This is a genomic window from Nonomuraea fuscirosea (assembly GCF_035917475.1).
In the GTDB taxonomy this organism is placed as follows: Bacteria; Actinomycetota; Actinomycetes; order Streptosporangiales; family Streptosporangiaceae; genus Nonomuraea; species Nonomuraea fuscirosea.
In genome coordinates this window covers 7,837,419-7,859,675 of the sequence record NZ_CP109074.1, presented here as the reverse complement: position 1 = coordinate 7,859,675, position 22,257 = coordinate 7,837,419, and the positions used below count along the sequence as shown (strand labels likewise).

The 22,257-nt window shown below is 66.4% G+C and carries 16 protein-coding genes and 1 pseudogene; 6 read left to right on the top strand and 11 right to left on the bottom strand.

The features are described 5' to 3' along the window. Positions 1 to 811: 811 nt before the first annotated feature. The 5 genes from OIE67_RS35670 to OIE67_RS35650 all read right to left on the bottom strand — a co-directional run bounded on the left by OIE67_RS35670 (position 812) and on the right by OIE67_RS35650 (position 6,651). Positions 812 to 1,294, bottom strand: coding sequence for a GntR family transcriptional regulator (locus tag OIE67_RS35670; RefSeq protein WP_326628789.1), 483 nt, complete (start codon positions 1,292 to 1,294; stop codon positions 812 to 814). A 40-nt stretch (positions 1,295 to 1,334) separates the two neighbouring features. Beyond that, positions 1,335 to 1,823 (bottom strand): GntR family transcriptional regulator, encoded by a 489-nt coding sequence (locus tag OIE67_RS35665; protein WP_326628787.1) that lies wholly within the window; start codon positions 1,821 to 1,823, stop codon positions 1,335 to 1,337. Positions 1,824 to 2,306: 483 nt separating this feature from the next. Then, on the bottom strand, positions 2,307 to 2,537 hold the full coding sequence (locus tag OIE67_RS35660) for a hypothetical protein (protein WP_326628785.1): 231 nt from the start codon (positions 2,535 to 2,537) through the stop codon (positions 2,307 to 2,309). Between the two features lie 1,340 nt (positions 2,538 to 3,877). Continuing rightward, positions 3,878 to 4,534, bottom strand: a complete 657-nt coding sequence (locus tag OIE67_RS35655; protein ID WP_326628783.1) for a JAB domain-containing protein — start codon at positions 4,532 to 4,534, stop codon at positions 3,878 to 3,880. A gap of 1,361 nt (positions 4,535 to 5,895) precedes the next feature. Beyond that, the gene (locus OIE67_RS35650) at positions 5,896 to 6,651 is read right to left on the bottom strand and encodes a GntR family transcriptional regulator (protein ID WP_326628781.1); all 756 of its coding nucleotides are present in this window, start codon (positions 6,649 to 6,651) and stop codon (positions 5,896 to 5,898) included. Positions 6,652 to 7,282: 631 nt separating this feature from the next. On the opposite strand from OIE67_RS35650, the gene OIE67_RS35645 reads away from it, so the two are divergent. From OIE67_RS35645 to OIE67_RS35630, 4 genes are all read left to right on the top strand, one after another. Further along, positions 7,283 to 7,729: a GNAT family N-acetyltransferase gene (locus OIE67_RS35645; protein ID WP_326628779.1), complete on the top strand. Its 447-nt coding sequence runs from the start codon at positions 7,283 to 7,285 to the stop codon at positions 7,727 to 7,729. An 847-nt stretch (positions 7,730 to 8,576) separates the two neighbouring features. Continuing rightward, the gene (gene dapA, locus OIE67_RS35640; RefSeq protein WP_106235220.1) at positions 8,577 to 9,494 is read left to right on the top strand and encodes a 4-hydroxy-tetrahydrodipicolinate synthase; all 918 of its coding nucleotides are present in this window, start codon (positions 8,577 to 8,579) and stop codon (positions 9,492 to 9,494) included. 54 nt (positions 9,495 to 9,548) lie between these two features. After that, entirely contained in the window at positions 9,549 to 11,234 is a 1,686-nt protein-coding gene (locus tag OIE67_RS35635; RefSeq protein ID WP_326628777.1) for a ribonuclease J, read from the top strand. A 1,001-nt stretch (positions 11,235 to 12,235) separates the two neighbouring features. After that, positions 12,236 to 13,171, top strand: coding sequence for a phosphotransferase (locus OIE67_RS35630; protein ID WP_326628775.1), 936 nt, complete (start codon positions 12,236 to 12,238; stop codon positions 13,169 to 13,171). Positions 13,172 to 13,807: 636 nt separating this feature from the next. On the opposite strand, the gene OIE67_RS35625 is transcribed toward OIE67_RS35630, so the two are convergent. From OIE67_RS35625 to OIE67_RS35610, 4 genes and pseudogenes are all read right to left on the bottom strand, one after another. Next, positions 13,808 to 14,584: an ABC transporter permease gene (locus tag OIE67_RS35625; RefSeq protein WP_326628773.1), complete on the bottom strand. Its 777-nt coding sequence runs from the start codon at positions 14,582 to 14,584 to the stop codon at positions 13,808 to 13,810. Next, positions 14,581 to 15,048 (bottom strand): hypothetical protein, encoded by a 468-nt coding sequence (locus tag OIE67_RS35620; RefSeq protein WP_326628770.1) that lies wholly within the window; start codon positions 15,046 to 15,048, stop codon positions 14,581 to 14,583. Before OIE67_RS35620 ends, OIE67_RS35625 begins: the two co-directional genes overlap by 4 nt. Next, entirely contained in the window at positions 15,045 to 15,809 is a 765-nt protein-coding gene (locus tag OIE67_RS35615) for an ABC transporter permease (RefSeq protein ID WP_326628768.1), read from the bottom strand. The genes OIE67_RS35620 and OIE67_RS35615 overlap by 4 nt, the downstream gene beginning before the upstream one ends. A gap of 62 nt (positions 15,810 to 15,871) precedes the next feature. Next, positions 15,872 to 16,525, bottom strand: a pseudogene (locus tag OIE67_RS35610) (ABC transporter ATP-binding protein); the annotation flags it as partial. Positions 16,526 to 16,638: 113 nt separating this feature from the next. On the opposite strand from OIE67_RS35610, the gene OIE67_RS35605 reads away from it, so the two are divergent. Both OIE67_RS35605 and OIE67_RS35600 read left to right on the top strand, forming a co-directional pair. After that, entirely contained in the window at positions 16,639 to 17,832 is a 1,194-nt protein-coding gene (locus OIE67_RS35605; protein ID WP_326628766.1) for a sensor histidine kinase, read from the top strand. Then, positions 17,829 to 18,470, top strand: a complete 642-nt coding sequence (locus OIE67_RS35600; RefSeq protein ID WP_326628764.1) for a response regulator transcription factor — start codon at positions 17,829 to 17,831, stop codon at positions 18,468 to 18,470. Before OIE67_RS35605 ends, OIE67_RS35600 begins: the two co-directional genes overlap by 4 nt. Positions 18,471 to 18,544: 74 nt before the next feature. On the opposite strand, the gene OIE67_RS35595 is transcribed toward OIE67_RS35600, so the two are convergent. Together OIE67_RS35595 and OIE67_RS35590 are read right to left on the bottom strand one after the other, a co-directional pair. Continuing rightward, positions 18,545 to 19,042, bottom strand: a complete 498-nt coding sequence (locus OIE67_RS35595; protein WP_326628761.1) for a DUF402 domain-containing protein — start codon at positions 19,040 to 19,042, stop codon at positions 18,545 to 18,547. Positions 19,043 to 19,624: 582 nt separating this feature from the next. Next, complete coding sequence (locus tag OIE67_RS35590; protein ID WP_326628759.1) at positions 19,625 to 22,156, bottom strand: FG-GAP-like repeat-containing protein; 2,532 nt, start codon at positions 22,154 to 22,156, stop codon at positions 19,625 to 19,627. Positions 22,157 to 22,257 lie beyond the last annotated feature (101 nt).

Below are 22,257 nucleotides of genomic sequence, written 5' to 3'. Positions count from 1 at the left end.
GATGGCAGTGTGAACCCAGCCCCCGGCCACCGTTCCTGAGAGACGCCCCGCCATGGAACAAGCTTGAGACCGTTCCCTCTACCCGTCTGCGGCCCCAGCCTCAGGGCTGCTGCGACGCCGTCTCGGCGATTCGAGAGAGACGTCCCACCATGGATCAGCCAGGCACACGGTGCCCGACCGATACCCCTGTCACCTGCCGCGTTGACGCCCCAGCCGCCCTGAGTGTTCCTCCTCGGCGTGCACCCGTTGCCTCCTCCGCCTCCCTTCGGTGAGCCGCTCGCCCGCCCTTTGATCACCCGTTCGCGCGCTCTTAGGCCAGCCGCTCACGCGCTCTTCGGTCACCCGCTCGCGCGCCCGAATGTTCGCCTACCCGCCCGGAACGCCTGCTTGTCCGCTTGTCCATCCGCCGTGCTGATGGTGAGCCTTCCCGCCTGGAGGCAGGTGCGCCCACTCGGACATATACCCGGCCGTCCGCCCGCTCCGCCGTCCGCCCGCTCCGCCGTCCGCCCGCTCCGCCGTCCGCCCGCTCCGCCGTCCGCCCGCTCCGCCGTCCGCCCGCTCCACCACCCGAGCGATCAACCGTCCGGTCGGACAACGGGCAAGCGGACGAACAGGCAGGCGGACCGACGGACGCACGCGCAGGCGGACAGACGGACCGACGGATCGACGCGCAGGCGGGGAGATGTACCCACGCATAAGCACCAACAGGCCGACGGACGGGTCAGCCTGCAGATGAACGAACGGGCCGGGCCAACCGCATAAAAGGGATGGGCAGGCAGAAGAGCGCCTCACTCATGACGCCGTTACCGCGTCACTCCGACACCGGCCACTGCTCCACTGGGGCGACGAAACTGCCACGATGCGGAATCCTGTACACCCACCCCTCCTCCCGGAGCAACGTAAGAGCCCGCCGTACGGTCTCACGCGCCGCACGGAATTCGCGCACCAGATCGACCTCGCTCGGAAACGGCTTACTCGGCACCAGGTCGCCGCTTCTGATCCGCTTTCTCAGCTCATCGGCGATGTACCGATAGAACGGCGTCTGCCTGCCTGATGGTCCGGTCTGGCCGGGAGCGTTGACAAATGTCCCCTCTCCTTGCCGCGTGTGCACCAGCCCTTGGTTGCGCAGAACACGAATCGCCCTGCGCGCGGTCGTACGAGCGACCTTGAACTCCTGCTGGATCCCCGCCTCGCTGATCACAAGATCTCCAGGCGCAAGATCGGCAACGATGCGTGCCTTGATGACCTCGCTGATCTGGAGATATAGGTACGTTTCGCCCTCGCGATTCGGCACGCTACAAGGTTATCCAACGCCCCCGTCAAAGACAGGGCAATCAAGAGCCCTGATTCCCGGGCCACTTTTCCGGTTCGGCCACAAATGTACCTTTATACGGCACGGTGAAGACCCACCCCTGCTCCCGCAGATGCGCGACGGCCTGCCGCACCGTCACCTTCGCGACGCCATGTTGCCGTATCATCACTTTCTCGCCGGGAATAGCACAGTTGGGCGGGATCTCACCTCGCCGGATCCGTTCGACAACTTCTCCAGCGATACGCCGATATATAGGCACCTTCCTTGGTATGCGAGGAATGCCCGGCTGACCGACGTACGTACCCTCCCCCGGAACCGTGTACGCCAGCCCCCGCTCCCGCAACTCCCTGGCGACCCGACGGGCAGTCGTCCGAGCAATGCCATAGTGCTCCTCGAGCGCGGCCTCACTCGGAAGGGCATCACCCGGTCGAAGCACCCCATGTTCGATCTGACCACGGATCAGGCCGGCGACCTGCTGATAGAGCGGCACGGGACCCATACGATCGAGCACGCCCGGATTATAAACATTTCAACTGTCCATTTCACCGCCTCACCGCCGCCCTCGGCCCAGCCACGCCAGCCGAGCTACATCGGCAAGAAGGAATGAGATCAAGCCCGATGCCAGCCACAGCCAACACGACTGAGACCCAAGCCGAGGGCGGGGCTGCCTGGGGCCGTCCCGTGCGTCCACCCCAGACCAGCCCTAGCCAGCGATCCACACGCGCCCAAGGTCCTCATGGGTCTCGCCGAACGACGGACCGGCGCACATCGCCGATCTGAGCAAGGGAGGCCGAGCGGAAAGAAGCCACACCCCTCTACGGAAGATCGTTAGATGCTGTCCTCCCAGACACCTCACCGCCTGCAGCACATCCTGCTGAGACAGGACGTTTCCGGGCAGAGATGAGCAGGTTCTGCGGCGCGTGGGTGCCGTGCACCAGGACGAGGGGCGGGCCAGCGGGGAGCTGCTTCGCAGGCGGCCGGTCCAGAGGGTCAGTCAGCAGGCGGCCTCGGTGGCGGGCCGGTCGGCCGCGTCAAGGTCCTCGGTGAGGACCTGCCCGTCTACGGCGCTGTCCTGCGCGGGGACGGCCGTCAGCTCCGGCTCGGCGGTCCCGCGTGCGCGGTGCAGCCGGACCAGTTCTCGTCGCATATGGTGCAGGACTCCGACGGCGCGGTCGACGGACAGGTCGAGGCGTGCGAGATCCTCGTCGTGCTCCTGGTCCAGCACCCATGTACAGCACGTCTCCGTACGGCAGGTCTCCGTACGGCAGGTCCCCGTACGGCAGGTCCCCGTACGGCACGTCCACCACCGAGCACGTGTGGTCGAAGGCGACGAACGCGGCGTCCGCACCCGCGCTCACAGCCACCGGGATGACCTCGGCCTCCTGGACAAGGTCCGCGAGGAAGCGCTCGGCCCGCGGGATGCGGACGACCAGATCCTCGCCCAGCAGAAAGGCGTGGTCAGTCACCCTGGTGGAAGGGCCTGCACCCGTTGTGAAAGCGCCAACAGCACCGAGCATCCGCAGAGCACCTGGCAGCACTCACCTGCAGCACCCACGGTAGTGCCGGCAGCACCCGGAGCATTTCGCACAACGCCTGGGCATCTACAGCAGCTGCGGTGGCTGATTCTGGTGGGTGCCGGTGCGACGTGGCACGGCATGTGGCATGCACGCGCGGGCGCCGGCCCATCAACCGCCGGACGCCAGCCCATGAACGGCCGGACGCCAGCTCGTGAACCATCGACATCAGCCCAGCAGCGTCGGGACCCCAGCCCATAGACCGCCGGACGCCGGCTCACGAACCGCCGGGGCCTCGGCCCGTAGACCACCGGGCGCCAGTCCATGAACAGCAGGACGCCGGCCAATAGACCACCGGACGCTGGCCCGTGAATCGCGGCCCGTGAGCGATCCGATCACCCATCCACCGCCGAGACGCAGCGCTGGAGCAGGGGGTGGAAATGGTGACGGCCATCGCGGTCCCTTGAAGACGCAGTTCAAGGGACATCATCGCGATGGCCGCAGACAACAGTGTGCCGCCTGAGGCACCGTTTAGTGAAGGGGCCCCTAACCGGTGACTCCGACTTTCTGTTGCGACCCCTGGTGAAGGCCACGGGTGCAACCTGACGAACACAACCTGCTGCCCCCACGCGCCACCGGACGGGAAACACGTCCCCGGCCGGTGGCGCAGGTACGGGCGAGCGCCCCGTTCGCGTCATTGCCATCGCATAAAGCGAACCGGACACCGTTGGAAATGACCCGTTTCGGGACGTCATCGCTGACGTACCGTGCGTCTTGCCTGATCCAGCCAAATGTGTCCACCCATACCCTCCATATCCTCCAATATGGCGAGAATGGGCTTCAACGGATCGTGCAAGACCATGGACGTGGCCCCGTGCTTACCAGGAGCATGGTGCCACGCCATGGCGAGTTGTGGCCGGCTGACGTCCATAACGGCCTTCCCGCGCCATTAGATTCTCATGGGCATCCCTTGGAAAACCACGGTTCGACGCTATATCCAGGATCATTCCCTTTGCAGCGCGCCGACCTCCTGATGTGCGCTGCCATTGATTTAGGTGGGAATCCGCCGCCAGGCTCCATCCGTGATGATGAGGTGGTCGAGAAACCGCAGCCCGACGGTCTGTGCGGCTTCGATGATCCTCGCCGTCGCCTCCAGGTCATCCAAGCTCGGCTCCAGCGACCCGCCGGGATGATTATGGGCAAGCCCGAACATCGCCCCGCCGGTCGTGAGCACCTCTGTGATGACCTCACGTACGGGCATCACGGTGTGATCACTCGAGCCCTCCGTCATCACCGCCCGCTTCAACACCCGCCCGCCGGTGTCGCACACGACCAGGACCAGCCTCTCCTGGGTGCAGTCACGCACCAGCGGCTCACACGCGTATGCCAGATCGGACGTGCTGGTGATCCGCGTACGCTCAGGACATGCTTCGGCCCGGCGCGCCAGCTGGAAGGCCGCCGTCACCCGCGCGGCCTTGGCCGGCCCGATGCCGTGCAGGGCCAGTAACCGGTGCGGGTCGGAACGGCCGAGCCCATCGAGATCTCCACAGTGCTCGATCACTTGGCTGGCCAGGTCGAGGGCGCTCGCCCCGCGGAACCCCGAGCCGAGCAGGACGGCCAGCAGCTCTCGGTCCGCCAGTGCGGCGGCACCAGAAGCCATCAGCCGTTCGCGCGGTCGGTCGCGCTCGGACAGGTCTTTGACTCGCATCGGCAACCTCCGCAACCGTTGTATCAACCCGCACCGACAATCTCTGACCTGCGCATTCGCCGGGATCGATCGCACGATATGCGTGCAACGTCCCACCCGTTAGGAGGGAGCGGGCGCGTGGGTTGCGGCCCTCATGCACGTGCGGAATCAGGCAGGCGCATGGCGCGTTCGGCGGGCGGCTTGGTGCTGCCGCCCGTCGCCGACGCGGCCCGGCTTGCGGCGAGCCATGGCCGCTGCGAGCGGCGGCCGACCCTCCCTCTGGTGAAGGGGGCGGCCCGTGGCGGCTGTGTCTCGCCGCACGTCGTCCCCCTGGGGGAACGAGGCTGAGCCGGGTCACTGCATGGCCTCGCCGAGTGGCGGCCAATGATCTCGTTCTGCGTCGTCTACCTGGGGGAACGAGGCTCAGCCGGGATGCTGCACGGCTTCGAGCTACGTCACTCGCCAGGAGGACGGCACTCGATTCGTGAATTCCGGAAATATCCGGACCGGCTCACGGGGAGGGGGCTGAGCCGCTGCTCACAAAAGCGCCGATACATTTCGTGTTCGGATAGCCGTTCCGGATAGCCAGGGACTGCGGCGAATTCGGGATGCGCGAACACATGGAGGCAGGAGCGGCCAATTGAAGGGGGTGGATCTCTGCATGGCGCCCCTGCCCGACAGAAGCGTAATCCGTAACTCACAGCGGGGTACTGCTTTTCGCTTCTCCGCCTGCTCCGTGAACGGGACTGCGGTCGCATGTCCCGCTGATTAGCGCAATGTACGGGAAATCCCGACGTGATGACGTACCACCGAGTGACGGACCAAGGATCTCGGCGCGTGTTCCTGGCCGAACAGAATCGAACTAGGGTGAGAAACTATCCCATTCGCGAGAAGTTGCCTGCCGACTTCCGCGTCCGGCGGCCGACGGAGAAGACGCAGAGGCAAAGCGTCCTCAGAGGGAAGGCCGTTCTGTGTGACGTGGTGGCCATCGGTCGACGCTCATGCCGGCGGCGGCGCCGGCGCCGCTCCGGAGATCAGGTCAGCCGAATCGTCGAGAAGACACCCGGCACGGGCCCGGCTCAAGGACGAAGCAGCCGCGCCGATCTTCGTAGTGAGCGCGTACAGCACGTTTCGGGTGACACGTCCCGGCCTGCCCCAACGCCCTGTCGCGATCGTGTTCCGGGAGGTCGTAGCCAGCCCTGCTTCTCGGTCGCGGTCGGGCCACACAGCTTCGCACGCGTACCTGTATGGCGATGTCGAGAGGCGGTGCGAGTCCCGCCGAATCGGCCCAACGTTCAGCGTACGGGCCGTCGGCGGCTCAAACACCTCGTCAAAACGGACGCTCCGGGCGAGAAGGGGCCACCCGCCCGGAGCTTCCCGCCCTAAACGGGCATGCTGTACATCACCCGGAACCGATCTCCCGGGATGACGATGTCGCTCGTCTCCACCGGACGGTCGCCCGCCCAGTGCGTACGTTCGACATGCAAGACGTGCACCCCCGCCGCCAGATCGAGCGCGTCGCTCTCCACGGGGCGAGGAATGCGGGTATGCACGCTTTCGACGATCTCGGTGATCTTTATCCCGTGCCCGTACATCCGCGCGACCAGGCTCCGCCGCTCCTCGTCCGAATGAGCGGCGAACTCCCGCAGCTCGTAGGACGTGGCCAGTTGGAGCGGTTTGCCGTCCCCGCGGAAGACGTAGTGCGTTTTGGTCAGCGTGGCCGACTCGGGCAGGCGGAGCCGCCTGGCGATGTCGGGGCCCGCTTCGGCCGGCTCGCTGTGCCAGTCCCAGGTCACGCGCCGGCCCTGGGACTGCAGGTCGGCGGCGAACGGGGCGGGATGATCGAGAAAGCGCCATCGGTAGAGCGGGGTGAGATCGGGGCGTTCCCTGACGTAATGCCCCGAGCCCACTCGGCCGATGATGAGGCCTTCGCCCGCGAGCACACGTAGCGCGTGACGGGCGGCGGTCTCGCCGACCTGGTATTTGCGGGTCAGCTGCGCCCGCGAAGGAATGGGCGCGCCGGGGAGAAGGGTGCCGTCGGTGATCTGTCGCCGGATGTCTTCGACGACGCGCAGGTAGACCGGATCTGAGGTGGCCACTAGTGCATCCCTGGGGGTTCGTGTGAGGCGTTGCCCCATGTTGCCGTATTCGGCAGGTAACCGACCGTCATCGATGACCGCTGGAGCCCCAACTTTGCGATGCCGGAAAATTATCCGAGAAACCCTGTAACGCCGATGTAAGGGGTGCCGATTCTCCGATAGAGGTCGTCGATGTGTGTACCCCCGAGCACATATCGGCGACCTCTTCCATGTACGTCTCCGGGGCCTGTGTCACCCGGCGAGCGCAGAACTCCTGGTCGACCCTGGTTTTGGGGCTTGGGAAGACGTGCTCGAACGCCGGTTCGGCGGCCTCTCCGCTTCCGCCGGCCCAGAGCTCCGCCGGCTGCTTCGCTCCTCGTCCGCGAAGTCGGCTTGCTGGGACACGCTGCTTCTCTCTTCGGCCGTGGCCCTCACGCTTCGTGAACGCAGGGCGCTTGTCCGCGCCTCTTGAGCTCCGTCGGGCGGTAGGTCCCCTGCCTTCTTGGACGGAACGCCGAGCGAGGGAGTACAAGTGGTCCTCAGGTACCGCCGTTGAGTGGCCGTACGTGAAAGGCGGCCTTTCTTCTAAGTTGCGACCTCGAAGGCGTTCCTAGCCTCCGTGCGAGGCTCGCCCCGTCGCACAGGGTTTTGACGGGGTTACGCGCGCTCCAACGCCCCCGGAAGGTGCATCATGATCGATATCGGCAGGCTGCTCCCGTCTGACCGGGATGTGTGGGAAGGCTTGTTCCGTTCGTACATCGACTTCTACGAGCGGGTCGAGCCAGATGAGATGTACGACCGTGCCTGGAGTGCGTTCCAGGCCGATGCCACGCTGCACGCGCTCGGGGCGAGGATCGACGGGCGGTTGGTCGGCATCACACACTTCCTCACCCATGGAAACACCTCGGCGCCCGGTACGGACGTCTGCTACCTGCAAGACCTGTTCACGGCTCCAGATGTCCGTGGCAAGGGGGTGGGCCGCGCACTGATTGAAGCCGTGGCGGATTGGGCTCGGAGCCGCGGCTGCTCGCGGGTGTACTGGAACACGCATGAGTCGAACAGTGTGGCACGGCACTTGTACGACAATGTCGCCGAGAACCGGGGTTTCATCCGCTACCAGATCGAACTGTCGTCGTAGGTGGCGAAAGGGTCGCTGTCGGAGGATGTCGCTCAGGTCCCGAATAGGCCGAAGCTGTCGTGGCCCTTCAGCTTGTAGCTCCAGTGCGTTCACCCGGTGACACTTTCGTAGCTGAGCGTCGCGTCGGTTGGGAGATTCGAGGCAGGCACAGCCGTATGCCACATCGGCGGCCGTGACCTGGCGAACTGCTCCTGACCGCAGGTCGGAGCAATCTTCGGCCGGGGCGCCCTGGATCTTTCGGGCTGCGCAGGTGAGGTGGGTCATGGTGTCCGGTTCTAGGGTGTGATCGGTCCTGGACTGCTTGAGGTTCGGTGGCAGTGAGCTCAAGGGCTGCGACGCCTGATGTCTCGTGGGGTGCAATGCCATGGCGTATCGGGTTGTGGTGTCGGTGTTCCAGTCGCGTAGTCGGCTCCGGTCGGTGCGCCGGTTCGTGCCGCCGAGACTCCGGGGGATAGGGCACATCGGCTGGTGGCGAACAGGTCGTGAGCTGCATCGCCGACGCGACTCGGTCCGCTGCCGGCTCGACAACTCCCACGTGTTTCATCGCCAGGGCGCCCTGCCCATGAGCAGCGGAGAATGCGTCTCCGGCTGGGATGGCTGACGCGGGCGAATGATCCATAGGACCTGGTGCTTGAACGCGTACCTCTCCTGACGCGCCCTCGCCTCGAATACGCCGCCGATCCACATCGCCTGCCTCAACGGCGATGGTCGGGGGAGTCGGTTTCATCGCTTACCGTTGAGGTGCTGGGCGGAGACGTCCGGCGAAAGGGGGCAAAAGGCGGCTCCAGGCAGGCAAAGCGGGGTGGCGACGTCCAATGGTTTTCTGAATCCAGGTAGCGTTCGCACTATGGCATCGCCAACTGGAACCACCGACGCGCCCTTCGGCCGTATGCTGACCGCGATGGTCACGCCGTTCACCTCCGACGGCGAGGTCGATTATGTGGCTGTGCGACGTCTCGCCGCTTATCTGGTGGATGAGCAGCGCAACGACGGTTTGATCGTCAACGGGACGACCGGTGAGTCGCCCACCACCTCGGATGAGGAAAAGCAGCGCATCGTCAGCGCCGTCCGCGAGGCGGTAGGTGATCGTGCGACCGTGGTGGCGGGGGCCGGCACCAACGACACGCGCCACAGCGTCGAGCTCGCGAAGCAGGCAGCCCGCGCCGGTGCGCACGGTCTGCTGGTGGTGACGCCTTACTACAACAAGCCTCCGCAAGAGGGGCTGTACCGGCATTTCACCGCCGTCGCCGACGCGACCGACCTGCCGGTGATGCTGTACGACATTCCCGGTCGGAGTGGCGTACCGATCAAAACCGAGACTTTGATCCGGTTGGCGCAGCACGACCGTATCGTGGCAGTGAAGGACGCCAAGGGCGACCTCTTCGCCGCGAGCCAGGTGATGACCTCGACCGATCTCGCCTTCTACTCCGGCGACGACCTGCTCAACCTGGCCTGGCTGTCCCTCGGCGCGGCCGGGTTCGTCAGCGTCGTCGGGCATGTGGTGGGAGCGGAACTGGCGCGCATGATCCACCTGCACAAGAACGGTGACGTCGAGCAGGCGATGGCCATACACGGCCAGGTGGCGCCCGTGGTGGACGGGATCATGCTGCGCGCCGGCGGCGCGATCATGGCAAAGGCGGCACTGGGCATGGTGGGGGTGCCGGCCGGTCCGGTACGACTGCCACTCGTGGACGCGACAGAGAAGCAAATCGCCGAGCTGCGTGCTTGCCTGGTAGCCGGCGGGGTGAAGTTGACAGACGCATAGGAACGGGGAGGAACCGGGAGTTTTGAGAACAAGATCTGACCGTGGGGGCCAGGCATGAGCCATCCGCATCCTGAGCTTGGCCCCCCGCCGATGCTGCCAGAAGGCGGCTTGCGCATCGTTGCGCTCGGTGGGTTGGGGGAAATCGGCAGAAACATGGCCGTCTTCGAATATGACGGTCGTCTGCTGGTCGTTGACTGCGGGGTGCTGTTCCCCGAGCCCGACCAGCCGGGTGTCGATCTGATCCTGCCCGACTTCGAGTACATCAGGGACCGGCTCGACGACGTCGAAGCCGTGGTGCTGACGCACGCCCACGAGGACCATATCGGGGCGGTGCCGTACCTCCTGCGCGAGCGACGCAATATCCCGCTCATCGGCTCCAGACTCACGCTTGCCCTGATCGAGGCCAAGCTGACCGAACACAGGATCCAGCCGACCAAGGTCGAGGTCGTCGAGGGCGAGCGGCACACGTTCGGGCCGTTCGACTGCGAGTTCCTCGCGGTCAACCATTCGATCCCCGACGCGCTGGCCGTCGCCATCAGGACCCCCGCAGGCATCGTCCTGCACACCGGCGACTTCCGCATGGACCAGTTGCCCAGCGACGGCCGCCTCACCGACCTCGGCGGTTTCGCCAGGCTCGGCACCGAGGGCGTCGACCTGCTGATGTCCGACTCCACCAACGCCGAGGTGCCGGGATTCGTCACCAGCGAACGGGAGATCGGGCCGGTCATCGACGAGGTGATCCGGACGTCCGAGCAGCGGGTCATCGTGGCCAGCTTCGCCTCGCACGTCCACCGCATCCAGCAGGTGATGGACGCCGCCGCCAAGCACCGCCGCAAGGTGGCCCTGGTCGGCCGGTCGATGGTGCGCAACATGGGCGTGGCCCGCGACCTCGGGTACCTCAAGGTGCCGCCGGAGCTGATCGTCGACTCGCGCGACATCGAGGAGTGGCCGCCCAAGGACGTGGTGCTCATCTGCACCGGGTCCCAGGGCGAGCCGATGGCAGCGCTGTCTCGGATGGCCAACCGCGACCATCCGATCCGGATCGCCGAAGGCGACACCGTGCTGCTGGCGTCCTCGCTGGTGCCGGGGAACGAGACGGCCGTCAACAAGGTCATCAACGGGCTGACCCGATGGGGAGCCCGGGTGGTGCACAAGGGCAACGCCAAGGTGCACGTCTCCGGCCACGCGGCCGCGGGCGAGCTCCTGTACGTGCTCAACCTGACGCGTCCTTCGAACTTCATGCCGGTGCACGGTGAGTGGCGTCATCTGCGCGCTCACGCCAAGCTGGCCGCTCTCACCGGCGTGCCCGACGATCACATCGTCATCGCCGAGGACGGCGTCGTGGTCGACCTGGTCGACGGCCGCGCCAAGATCGTGGGCGCGGTTCTCGCCGGATACGTCTACGTGGACGGCTCGTCGGTGGGTGAGATCACCGACACCTCGCTGAAGGACCGCCGGATCCTCGGTGACGAAGGGTTCATCTCCGTCGTCGTGGTCGTGGACTCCAACACGGGCAAGCTCACCGCCGGCCCGGAGATCCACGCGCGAGGGTCGGGCATCGATCCGCTGCAGTTCGACGGGTTCATTCCGCAGATACAAAGGGCCCTCGAGGAGAAGGCCGCCGATGGCGTGGTCGACATGCAGGAGATCCGCCGGGTCGTACGTCGAACGGTGGGACGCTGGGTCAGCGACACCTATCGCCGCAGGCCCATGATCATCCCCGTGGTGCTCGAAGTCTGAGCTTGGTGAGGGTACGGCAGGTGTCACTGCCTGCCGTACCCCCGGACGTACGCGTACGAGGTCGTCCTCCGGCTGCGGCGTACCACTCGCAGTCGTGCGCAGCTGCGCCGCGGCGGCTGGCTCGCACTGTGGCAGCGCGCCGCACGCTGAGCCCACCGGAGCTGGAGATGCGGCATGATCCGCACGGTGACGTCCCTCGGCCTGGCGTACTTTCTCCACCTGCTCAGCCTGGTTCGCCCAGGTTGGCGATGTTCGACCAGATCGTTGCCCCACCACTTGGCAGGCACCACTTCTGGATGAAAGCGAGCTTTCCAGGCTTCTTGCGTGTAGGGCTCGCCCTGCCATCTGCGCGGCTCGGTGAAGATGGTCGTTCCCAGACAACGTGGCCTTCTTGGATCGGTGGGGATTTCGGTCCCCCAGCGGGCGGTTGATTGGGTGGAGGCCAGAGGTCGTCTCCGACGTGCAGTCGCTTGGAGACGGCGGATTCGTTTTCGACCTGTGATCACCTTGGAGACGGCGGGGTCGTCCTTTGCGGGAGTAATGCTGTGGGCGGGGCCCTGTCCGGTGTTGGTGGGTGCGGCCGTCTCCTGCGGAGGTCTTTCTGCCGAGTAGACGCGTAGGTTGCCTGTTGGGAGCAACGTTGCCGAGTTGCTGTGTGGGTTGTCTGCTGGGAGCGATGTTGTCGGGTGTGGCGTGGATTGTCTGCTGAGGAGGCGACGCTGCCGGAGTGGGTGCGGCTGTCTACAACGGAGGCGACCCTGTCGGGGCCGATGGACATGGTCGTCTTCGCGGAAGCAACAGCTTCTTCACCTGTCGACGACGCGTGAATACTGGCTCAGGCACACATTCCGTGAGCCGTCGGTCGGGTAGATCACGGCTCGCCGTCGCTCTACGGTGGATCGTCGCGGCCGGCCGCCCACTCTGGCACAAATCATGGTCGAGTCGGATCCGCCGGAAATGTGGTCGGAAAATCCTTACGGCTCGCACTACGGTGGGATCTTGTGCCAGACGACTACTCCGAGGTGTTCCGGCGATTCGGGATCGAGCCGCAGGCGTCGATTTACCCCTACGCCCCCGTGTTCCGCGGGGTGATCGGTGGCCGGGCCGTCGCCGTCAAGCGTACGAACTCCGCCGAGGCCATGGGCCGGTGGGTGCGATACCTGGCAGCGGCGGAACTGCCGGTGGTGACGCCGCTGGCCGACCCGCACCACATCGCCGGGCACGACTGGGTCGCCTACCCGTGGATCGAGGGACGCCCGTACGACGGCTCACTCGCCGACATCCGCGCCGCTGGCAACCTGCTGGGGCGCCTGCACGCAGTCGGTGACGCCGAAGGCTCGACCGGCCTGCCGGGCTTCGAGTGGCCCGATCACGACGAGGAGTCGGTCCAGGACGACGTCACGGGGCTCGGCAAGGTGCTCGCGACGTACCGGCCGGACCTGCGCCGGGAGGTGCTCGAGCGGTTCGAGCCGCTGCTGCGCGCGTTCATGGCGACCACGCTCCCCGCCATCCGCGACGCCGACCTGCCCGTGGCCGATGTGAGCATGGACTTCAAAGCCGTCAACCTCGTATACGGCCAAGCCGGACCTGTGCTCGTCGACCCCGACAACGGGGAACGGGCTCCACGGCTGCTCGACCTGGCCCTGGCCGTGCTGCTGTTCCACAACGATCTGCCCGGTGGCCCGGCGAGGCTGTTCCACGAGCGGGAGTGGGCCGTCTTCCGCGACGCCTACCTCGTTCATGTGCGGCCGACGGCGCGCGAACGGGAGCTGTGGCCGACTGCTCTGCTGTACATGCTGCTGGAGTGGGGCGTGTGGAGTGCCATCAATGGAGGTGAGACCGGCGATTGGGACGATTCACGGCAGGCGGCCTTCCTCGCGGATCTCCTCACCGTGGACATCACGCACTACCCGTTGGAGTCCGCCCAGGTGTCCTGAGCGCTACTTTGCCTCTGGTGGCATGGTCCCGGGCGGTGGGCCCGGATCGGGGCCTACCGCGTCTCGACCTCCGAAGTCGAACGCCACACCACCAGAAACGGCATACTGGCGTTCGATCAAGAGGCAAATGTACGGCCGCGCCAAACACGATCTCCTGCGTCTGCGCGTCTTGCTGGCGGGCTGATGGGGCCCCTTCACGAAGTGTGTGCCTGAGCCAGAATTCGGCCGTCGTTGACACTTCGCTGAGGGCGCTGTTCCTTCGAGCGGCGGATCAACGATTTGCTGCGCATCACCGGCCTGGACGGATGTGGCCGAGTGAGGAGGACCGCACCTTGTGCGGGACGCCATCCTCCACTCTCCGAGATGTCACCCTCGGCTCTCTGGGACGTCACCGGCCACTTCCCCGAGATGTCATGCTCCGCTCTCCCGGGACGTCATCGGCCCCCCTGCGGGACGTCGGTCACCTTCTTCGTAACCGCATGCCCTTGCCCGAACATCGCCTGATGGGCGGCAAATGATTGAAGGCGGATCCCCTGTAGGAGCGCTGATGCGCCATCCCAGCGGAGAGGTCAGGTCTCAGGCCAGTGGCGATGCCGAGGAAATCGGAACGGGGCCAGATCTCGGGAAGGTTCATGGTCAGGCGTCCCTTCGGCGGACCAGCCATGTGGCGGCGATCAAGGGAAGGATCGCGTACGCGACCATGACCATGGCGGCAGCGGCAGGGGACAGGAGAGAGCCGTACACCGAGGTGGTGATGGTGTCTCCGGTGATCTCTCGGGGCAACGCGCCGATCATCAGTGATCCGAGGCGTTCACTCCACGGCTCAGGGATCTTGCCGATGATCATAGGGATCACGTAGACGAGCCCCACGATGACGGCTATCGCGCCCGCGGCGGAGCGGAGCAGGGCCCCGAATGCCGTCCCGAGTAGCGCGAAAACCGGCACCGTGAGACTGAGCGCGAGCAGAAGCGGCAGACGGTCCTGGAAGGGAGTGGTGTACGCGCCCGCGAAACGGTCACCCAGCACCTCCCGGGACAGAAAGTAGGTGCCGAAGACCGTCAGAGCGCCGACGATCAGGCCCAGCGCGCCGACGATGAGGGACTTGGCGGCGAGGACCGGCCATCGACGCGGAACGAGGGTCAGGCTGGTTCTGATCAAGCCGGTCGTGTACTCGGAGGTGATGGTGAGTGTGCCCAGAATTCCCATGCAGAGCTGGGGAACCATGACGAGCACCTCCTCCAGGTCGGCGATCCTGGCGCGCGACCGTTGAGCGAGAGATGCCGTGTCGTACATGCCGGCGGCCATCACAGCGAGTGCGAGGCCCATGAGAATGGCGCTGAGTGCGAGCCCCAACACTAGATAAGTCGAGCGCAGCGAGCGGACCTTCAGCAACTCGGAAGTGAGGACACTCATGCGCCCCTCCGTCGGCGGTCGTGACAGTTCTTCGCGTTGTCGTTGGTGTTCTTGGGCCTGTTGGAGTTAGGTCTGCCGCTGCCGCTGCTATTGCTGTTGCCGATGTCGGTTCGGGTTCCGGAACTATCGTTGGTGCTGTCGTCGGTGCCGTTGTTGTGGGTGTTTGTGCTGCTGCCGATGGTGTCCAGGCCCTCTGGCGAGAGCAGTTGGGCGTCGGCGGTCGTTCGGGGTGTGAAAGGGCGTGCGGCGGCTTTCGTACTCGAGGCCGTGTCGTTGGTCGAGCTGGCGCCATGCATATCGGTTGAGCGGCTTAGAAGCGCGCGTCCGGGTTGCGTACAGGCCGCGAGGAGGATTGTTCTGGTCAGGTGAGGGCTGATGGTCGGTGCGGAGGGACTGACGAGGCGGGGGAACGACGGCCCCTGGCGGTCGCGGCCGTGTTCGGTGACAGAAGTGCGGGTGGTCATGCGTCTTTCCGCTTGAGTGCGTAATAGCCGATGGTGAGGGTGATGAGCGGATAGGCGAAGAGCACGGCCAGTGCGGCCCAAGGCGGCAGGTAACCGTCGCCGAGACGGGACGACATGCGCTCGCTTGCTATCTGCGGAACGAGATTCGGTAGGAGGAGTGCGGCGATACGTGTGTTCCACGGAGGTGGTAGGTAGTTGATCACGCCGGGCAGCACGAACAGCAAGGAGACGACCGACACGAGCGCTCCCGCTGTCGATCGCATGGCGGCGCCCAGGCCGAGTCCTACGAGCGCCAGTGCGGTCACCGACAGACCAGAGGCGAGGAGCATGGGCAGGTCGTCGGTGAAGGCGGACTCGTTGAAGCCGAGGTGGCGTTCGCCGGCGATGAGGCGGCTCGTCACGTAGGTCAGCAGGAGAACCGACATGGCCGTCACCAACGTGGCCAGCGCGACGATGCCGGCCTTGGCCAGGAACAAGGTGCTGCGTCGGGGGACGGTGACGAGACTGGTGCGGATCATGCCGGTGGCGTGCTCGGAGGTGATCGTGAGCACGCCGAGCACCGCGAGGCTCATCTGGACGAGCGGCAGAAAGCCTTCCTCCGGAGCCGCGGCACGGAGCATGCCCCTTTCGTCGGCGAGGGCGGCCACGTAGACGGTCCAGGCGATGCCGAGGACCACCATCGCGGCGGCGGCGCCGATCGTGTGGAAGGTCGAGGTCACCGAGCGCAGCTTGACCCATTCGGAGGAGAGGACCGCCTTCATCGGGCCGCCCCGAATTGAACGCTGCCGGAGGTCAAGGCCATGTAGGCGTCTTCGAGCGAAGGGTAGCGCGCTGTCAGCTCGGCGACCGTGGCCTCGATGATGAGCTTGCCGCGGCCGACGATGACGATGCGCTCCGCGGTGAGCGCCATTTCGCTCATGAGATGGCTGGAGAGCAGGATCGTCCTGCCCTCGGCGGCCAGCGAGCGCATCAGGTCGCGGATCCAGCGCACCCCGTCGGGGTCGAGACCGTTGACCGGTTCGTCGAACATCAATATCCCTGGGTCGCCGAGTAACGCGACCGCGATGCCGAGGCGCTGCTTCATTCCCAGGGAGAACCCGCCGACCCGTTTGCGGGCCACGCCCGCGAGCCCCACCTGCTCCAGCACCTCCACCACCCGCTTCGGGCCGATGTCGTTGGTGCGTGCCAGGCACAGCAGATGGTTGTAGGCGCTGCGCCCGCCATGGACGGCGCCGGCGTCGAGGAGAGCGCCGACCTCGCGCATCGGCTTGCGGAGGGAGGTGTAGCCGCGTCCGTTGACCAGGGCCTGGCCGGAGGTCGGCGCGTCCAGCCCGAGGATCAGACGCATCGTGGTCGATTTTCCCGCGCCGTTGGGACCGAGGAACCCGGTCACATGGCCGGGCTCGACGGTGAAGGACAGATCGTCCACGGCGAGGGTGCCGCCGTAGCGCTTGGTGAGGTGTTGGAGTTCGATCACGCCGTAAAGGATGCGGGACGGCGGGCCGTCGGCGCGTCGGACCACGGTTCGAACTTCAAGGTCAAACCCTGGGTTGACGTGCGCGCACCGCTTCACCGGCTACGTTTCAACGCGTGGACGACACGCACCCCTTCTTCGCCCGACGCAGGAGCCGTCGCGAGCTGATCGTGCTCGACGCGGTGGCGGCGCTGTGCTTCGCGTTCGTTGCCCTGACGGTGACGGTTCATGCCACGGCGATACCCCCGTGGATGCGGATCGCCCTTCCTCTCGGCCTAGGGCTGCCACTGGCCCTGCGCAGACTGTGGCCGCTGACGGTCTTCTGCCTCACGCTCGCTCTCGCGGTCTTCGCCGCGCTCGCCGACGCCATGAGTTTCGCGTACCTGGCGCCGGCGTTTGCTCTCTACGTCGTCGCCCTGTCCGACAGACGTGGGACGGTGGTTCCGACGACGGCCATCGGGGTGATCAGCCTGGTCACGGTGCTGGGCTTGGTGATGGCCGGCGCGCCGCGCGACCAGGCACCCGACTGGCTGTTGCACCTCGACCAGCCGCTTCTCGGTATCGGCGCCCTCGGGGCGGCGTGGACCGTCGGCCGGGCCGTGCAGGAGCGCAGGTCCTTCGCCACCCGCGATGCGGAGCGGCTGGCGGCGCAGGCGGTGGCAGAGGAACGGTTAAGGATCGCGCGTGAGCTGCACGACGTGGTCACGCACAGCGTGGGACTGATCGCGGTCAAGGCGGGGGTCGCCAACCATGTCATGGCGACCAAGCCGGAGGAGGCGCACGACGCGCTGCGTGTGATCGAGACGGCCAGCAGGAGCGCGCTGGTCGAGATGCGTCACCTGCTCGGCGTGCTGAGATCGACGGAGGTGCCCGAGCGGGTGCCCGCGCCTGGTCCGGCAGGCATTCGGGGGTTGGTGGGGCAGGCTCGGCTGGCCGGAGTCGAGGTTGATCTCGAGCTCGGCCCGTCGGAGGGCGATGACGTGCATGAGCGAGCAGCGGAGTGGGAGCGGTTGCCTGACGGTGTGGGGCTGTCGGTCTACCGCATCGTGCAGGAGGCACTCACCAACGTCGTCAAGCACGCCGCGCCCACGCGTTGCCGTGTGTCGGTGGTCGCGGACGGCGAGGATGTCCGGATCGAGGTTGTGGACGACGGCCCGGGAAGGCATGCCTTGCCGTCTGACGGTGCTGGCCACGGTCTGATCGGGATGCGGGAGCGGGTCACACTGTACGGTGGCGCGTTCGAGGCCGGAAACGTAGCCGGACGGGGATTTCGGGTGTTCGCGAGACTGCCCTACCGGGAGGTCGCATGATTCGCGTAGTCGTGGCTGATGATCAGGCACTGCTCAGGGGGAGTTTCAGGGTGCTGGTCGACTCTGAGCCTGATCTGGAGGTCGTGGGAGAGGCGGCGACGGGAAGCGAGGCCGTCGCCCTCGCGATGAAGGCGCGTCCGGACGTGGTCCTCATGGACGTACGCATGCCGGAGATGGATGGGATCGAGGCCACTCGTCAAATTAGAGATGTCTGCCGAGTGCTGGTGGTGACGATGTTCGACCTGGACTCTTATGTTTATGATGCACTGCGGGCGGGCGCGAGCGGATTTTTGTTGAAGGATACGCCGCCGGTGGATCTGCTTGCTGCTATCCGGGTGGTGGCGAGTGGAGAGGCGTTGCTGGCTCCGAAGGTGACAAGGCGGCTGATCGAGGAGTTCACGCGTACTCCCGCGGTGCCTCGGGTCAAGGGCCTGGACGGGGTCACCGAGCGAGAGCGTGAAGTGCTGACCCTGATCGCGCGGGGGCTGTCGAACAATGAGATCGCTGCGCATCTGCAGGTGAGCCTGGCTACGGTGAAGACACACATCACTCGGCTGCTGGCCAAGGTGGAGGCCCGCGATCGGGCACAACTCGTTATCGCAGCCTACGAAAGCGGTTTGGTCTCGACCGCAGGGTGACCGAGAACAAGGACGCTCTTCCGCTGAATATCACGTCTATGGGGATGGCCCTGAGCATTTGTGATTTCTTGAGTTCATTCAGCTTTTGACAGCCAGTCCAGATGGGCGCCGCCGAAGGGGCCTTTTCGCTCACCTACGGCATCGAGCAGCCAGCGTGCAGTTTGTTCAGCCTGTGCGATCAGATCGGTTGGGTAGTTCAGCAAGAGCTGATGTTCGGCGAATTCGTCTTCGTCGTCGAGGATCAGCCGGCCGTCTCGCAGACGGATCACGTCCAGGTCCAGGTCGAGCATGGTGACTTCGTCGTCCCTCCACTCGGGGACGGTGGTGACGTCGACGTAGACCTCGGACTTGTGGGGCGGGGTGTTGAAGGAGGCCGTCCACCAGGCGTCTCGGGGGAACAGCATGATCGCGGTTGTCTCCCAGGTGACAGGTGGTCCGTCGCCCTTGCGAGCGACCGTTCCGCCTGGGACTGTCACCCAGATGCCGTACTCATCCTCGCCGAGCACACGACCGGGGTGGTTCCAGTGCAATGCGCCGCCGTACTTTCGATAGACGATTCGCACATCAGTCATAGGGAGAATTTATCCGGGCTGCGTAGGGCTCACACGAGGCGTCCTCTGCGAGATCAGGGTGGGTGCCGCGCTTGAGGAGCCCTCTCCGGGCTGCATGTCACGATCGCCGATCTCCACGTCAGAAGGTGTGCTCCCTACAAGCTGTGCTCCCTACAAGCTGCGCTCCCTGCGCCGGCCGTTCCCTACGCCGGCCGCTCCCTACAAACTGCGCTCCGTGTGCGGGCCGCTCCTTGCGTGGGCCGCTCCGTGTGCTGGTCGCTCCCTGCACTGACTGCCCCCTGGCAGGTGCTGTTCCGCCGAGTGGGAGATGAACGATGGCGGTGCCGGGCGTGTCCAGTAAACGGCTCTGGCCCACTTTCGGTGATGACGGAACGTGACAACTCGTGTCGGTCCATGATTCTCCCGCCGTGCTGTGACGACGTCACGCCGGTGTGACATTGAGGATCTTGTCGGACTGGTGTTTGATCACGGTGTTCGCGGTGGCGCGGCGGAGGATCATTTCCGGCATCACCGGCGGGGCGGTCAAGCGATCTCGGCCCGGTGGGCTGGACAGCGGTGTCCAGCCCACCGGGATCGCGTGCGTCAGCCGATGGCCTTGACGGTCCAGTTGGTGCCGATCTGGTAGCGGGCTCCGAAGCGGCCGTTGCCGGTGCCGGGATAGACCCACAGCTCGCCACCGGAGTCGAGGGCGACCAGGTCGGTCTTTCCGTCACCGCTCAGGTCCGTGGCCGCGACCTTGAACGTGCTCCAGCCGCTGCCGGATTGGGTACGGCTGGCGAGGGTGACGCCGTTCTGGTTCGTGTTGGCGTAGAACCAGAGGTCGCCCGCGGGGTTGATGGCCATGACGTCGGCGCGGTTGTCGCCGTTGAAGTCGGCCGGGAAGATGCGGTAGCTGGTCCAGCCGCTGCTGCCGATCTGAGTCCTGTTGCGCCCGTCAGGGTAGTAGTGCAGAGTCCCATCGCGCTTGTTGATGCCGAACAGATCGGCGTGCGGGGTGTCGTTGGCGTTGCCGGAGGCGTGGGTGAGGTTCGCCCAGCCGGAGCCGACCAGCTTCCTGCCGCCGGAGGACGGGAACCCGTTCACGTTGGGATACATCCACAGATCGCCGGCGGAGTCTGCCATGACGATGTCGCCCATGCCGTCGGCGTCCCAGTCGGTGACGATCCATCGCAGGGAACCCCACCCGCTGCCGATCTTGACCCGGTTGGCGCCGCTGACGGTGTTCATTCCCGAGCCGCCCTGGCTCGGATACAACCACAGGTCACCGGCTGCGTCGGTGATGACGACGTCGTTGCGGCCGTCACCGTCGATGTCATGATTCTTCGGCGTGGGCGTGACCGCGAGCCGGTTCCACGTCTGGGCGGTGGACAGGACGCCGCTGAAGTAGCCGCCGAGCCTCGAGACGCCGGTTTTGTGCGCGCCGGCGCGCAACGCGCCGATGGCCTTCCATTTCGCCGTGTGGCGGACGCTGGCGACGTTCTTTCCGTTGACCCAGAGGATCGCGATGCCGGTGGCGGCCTTGTAGGTCACGGTGAGCTGCGACCAGGCATTCGCCGGAGCGCTGCCCGCGGGGGCGACGGCGGTGTCCCAGACGGGACTGGCCACGTCGGACCGGCTCATGGCGAAGCGCCAGGTTCCGCCTTCTGCCCAGAGTTTGAAGGCGGCGGCGTTGACGCCGTCCTGGGACAGGACGGTGCCACCGGCGGAGGCGGGCTTGGCCCGGACACCGATGCTGAAGTCGGCGTCGGTGACGACCGCGGGGCCGCCGGCCGCCAGTGTCCCGCTGGTGCCGTTGAGCGCGATGGCCGGGCTGTAGGTGTCGCCGGTCCTCCAGGTCGCGCCGGCGGTGGCGGTCAGGGGGAGGCCGGTGCCGGTGAAGGCGCTGTCGGCGCTGGTGCTGGCGGTGGTGCCCGACGTGGCCGTGGCGGGCAGGTCGGCCAGGGTCCAGGTGTGGTCAGCCGTGGTGGTGGTGATGGCGTTGACCCAGGTCGCGAGGTCGTCGGTGCGGGCGGCGGTGATGGCGCTGCCGTTTCCGGTGGTGTCGGGGCATCCGGCCTGACCGGCCTGGCTGAGGACGGCGGCGATCTTGCCGCCGGTCAGGACGGGCGCGCCGGCCATCCCACTGCAGATCAGCGGTCCGGATGCGGCGGTCAGCGTGGTGGGGGTGGCGGCGGTGAAGGTGATCTGCGCGCTCTGCTGCCGGTCGGTGGTCCAGTCGGTGTCCGTCGGGGCGGCGCGGCTGTGGCCGACAGTGGTCAGTTCGACGCCGGTGGGGGCGGCGGTGGCCGGCGTGAGCGGGGTGATCCCGTCGACCGGGGTGGACAGCCGAGCCAGGACCACGTCGCGGCCCTGGCGCGGGCTCAGCCAGTCGACCTTGACGGCGGACTTTCCGGGGAAGGTGACGTGGGTGGCGGCGGCGGGTGCGCCCTCGGCGAGCTGGGGTTGGTTCGGGTCGGTGGCCAGGCAGCTCGCGGCGCTGAGCGCCCAGCGGGGTGCGACCAGCGTGGTGGTGCACTCGCGGTCGGCGGTGCCGAGCTTGCCGACCGCCGGTTGTGTGCCGGTGCCCGGTGCGGGGCCGGCGCCGGCCCGTAGCTGCAGGAGCATGGTGGGGGAGGCGTTCGGGTCGGTGCCCAGGCCCACGGGAGTGCTGCCGTCGGGGTCGACGTCGACGGTGAGGTCTTCACCTTCGTCGGTGCGCAGTTTGGCGGTGACCTGGTGGCCGGTGCCCTCGCTCTGGCCGTCGCCGCGGATCTCGTAGACGCCGGGGACTTCGAGGTTCAGTACGCCGGAGGGTGCGGTCACCTTGAAGCAGACGCGGCCGAATCCGTCGGCGCCGATGGCCTCGTCGGTGGTCCAGATCTTCAGCAGACCGATGTCACCCTGCGGAGGGGTGGTGCAGTCGGCCAGCAGGATGTGACCGTCGCCGGAGATCAGCCTGACGTTCTGGGCGGCCAGGATCTCTGCCGCGCCGGGGTAGGGGTGGACGCCGTTGTCCACCAGCGAGGGAGGTGAGATCGCGGACGCGCCGGCCGGCGCGGGCCCGACAGCTACCGATAAGGACGTTGCCATCGCCGCGGCGACGCCCAGCGTCACCCAGCGTGGTGGTGAGGCCATGATCAAAAACCTCCGGTATTGCCTGGAGCGGAAGCTCTCGATCGGCCGGGGAGGCCGACCGTGACAGGTGAAGTCCACGCCTCTGCGGGTTCGGAACGAGG

Coding starts and splice junctions, on each gene's coding strand:
- OIE67_RS35655 (WP_326628783.1), bottom strand. CDS start 4,534: ATGCGAGTCAAAGACCTGTCCGAGCGCGACCGACCGCGCGAACGGCTG.
- OIE67_RS35650 (WP_326628781.1), bottom strand. CDS start 6,651: ATGGGGCAACGCCTCACACGAACCCCCAGGGATGCACTAGTGGCCACC.
- OIE67_RS35645 (WP_326628779.1), top strand. CDS start 7,283: ATGATCGATATCGGCAGGCTGCTCCCGTCTGACCGGGATGTGTGGGAA.
- dapA (WP_106235220.1), top strand. CDS start 8,577: ATGGCATCGCCAACTGGAACCACCGACGCGCCCTTCGGCCGTATGCTG.
- OIE67_RS35635 (WP_326628777.1), top strand. CDS start 9,549: ATGAGCCATCCGCATCCTGAGCTTGGCCCCCCGCCGATGCTGCCAGAA.
- OIE67_RS35625 (WP_326628773.1), bottom strand. CDS start 14,584: ATGAGTGTCCTCACTTCCGAGTTGCTGAAGGTCCGCTCGCTGCGCTCG.
- OIE67_RS35620 (WP_326628770.1), bottom strand. CDS start 15,048: ATGACCACCCGCACTTCTGTCACCGAACACGGCCGCGACCGCCAGGGG.
- OIE67_RS35615 (WP_326628768.1), bottom strand. CDS start 15,809: ATGAAGGCGGTCCTCTCCTCCGAATGGGTCAAGCTGCGCTCGGTGACC.
- OIE67_RS35600 (WP_326628764.1), top strand. CDS start 17,829: ATGATTCGCGTAGTCGTGGCTGATGATCAGGCACTGCTCAGGGGGAGT.
- OIE67_RS35595 (WP_326628761.1), bottom strand. CDS start 19,042: ATGACTGATGTGCGAATCGTCTATCGAAAGTACGGCGGCGCATTGCAC.
- OIE67_RS35590 (WP_326628759.1), bottom strand. CDS start 22,156: ATGGCCTCACCACCACGCTGGGTGACGCTGGGCGTCGCCGCGGCGATG.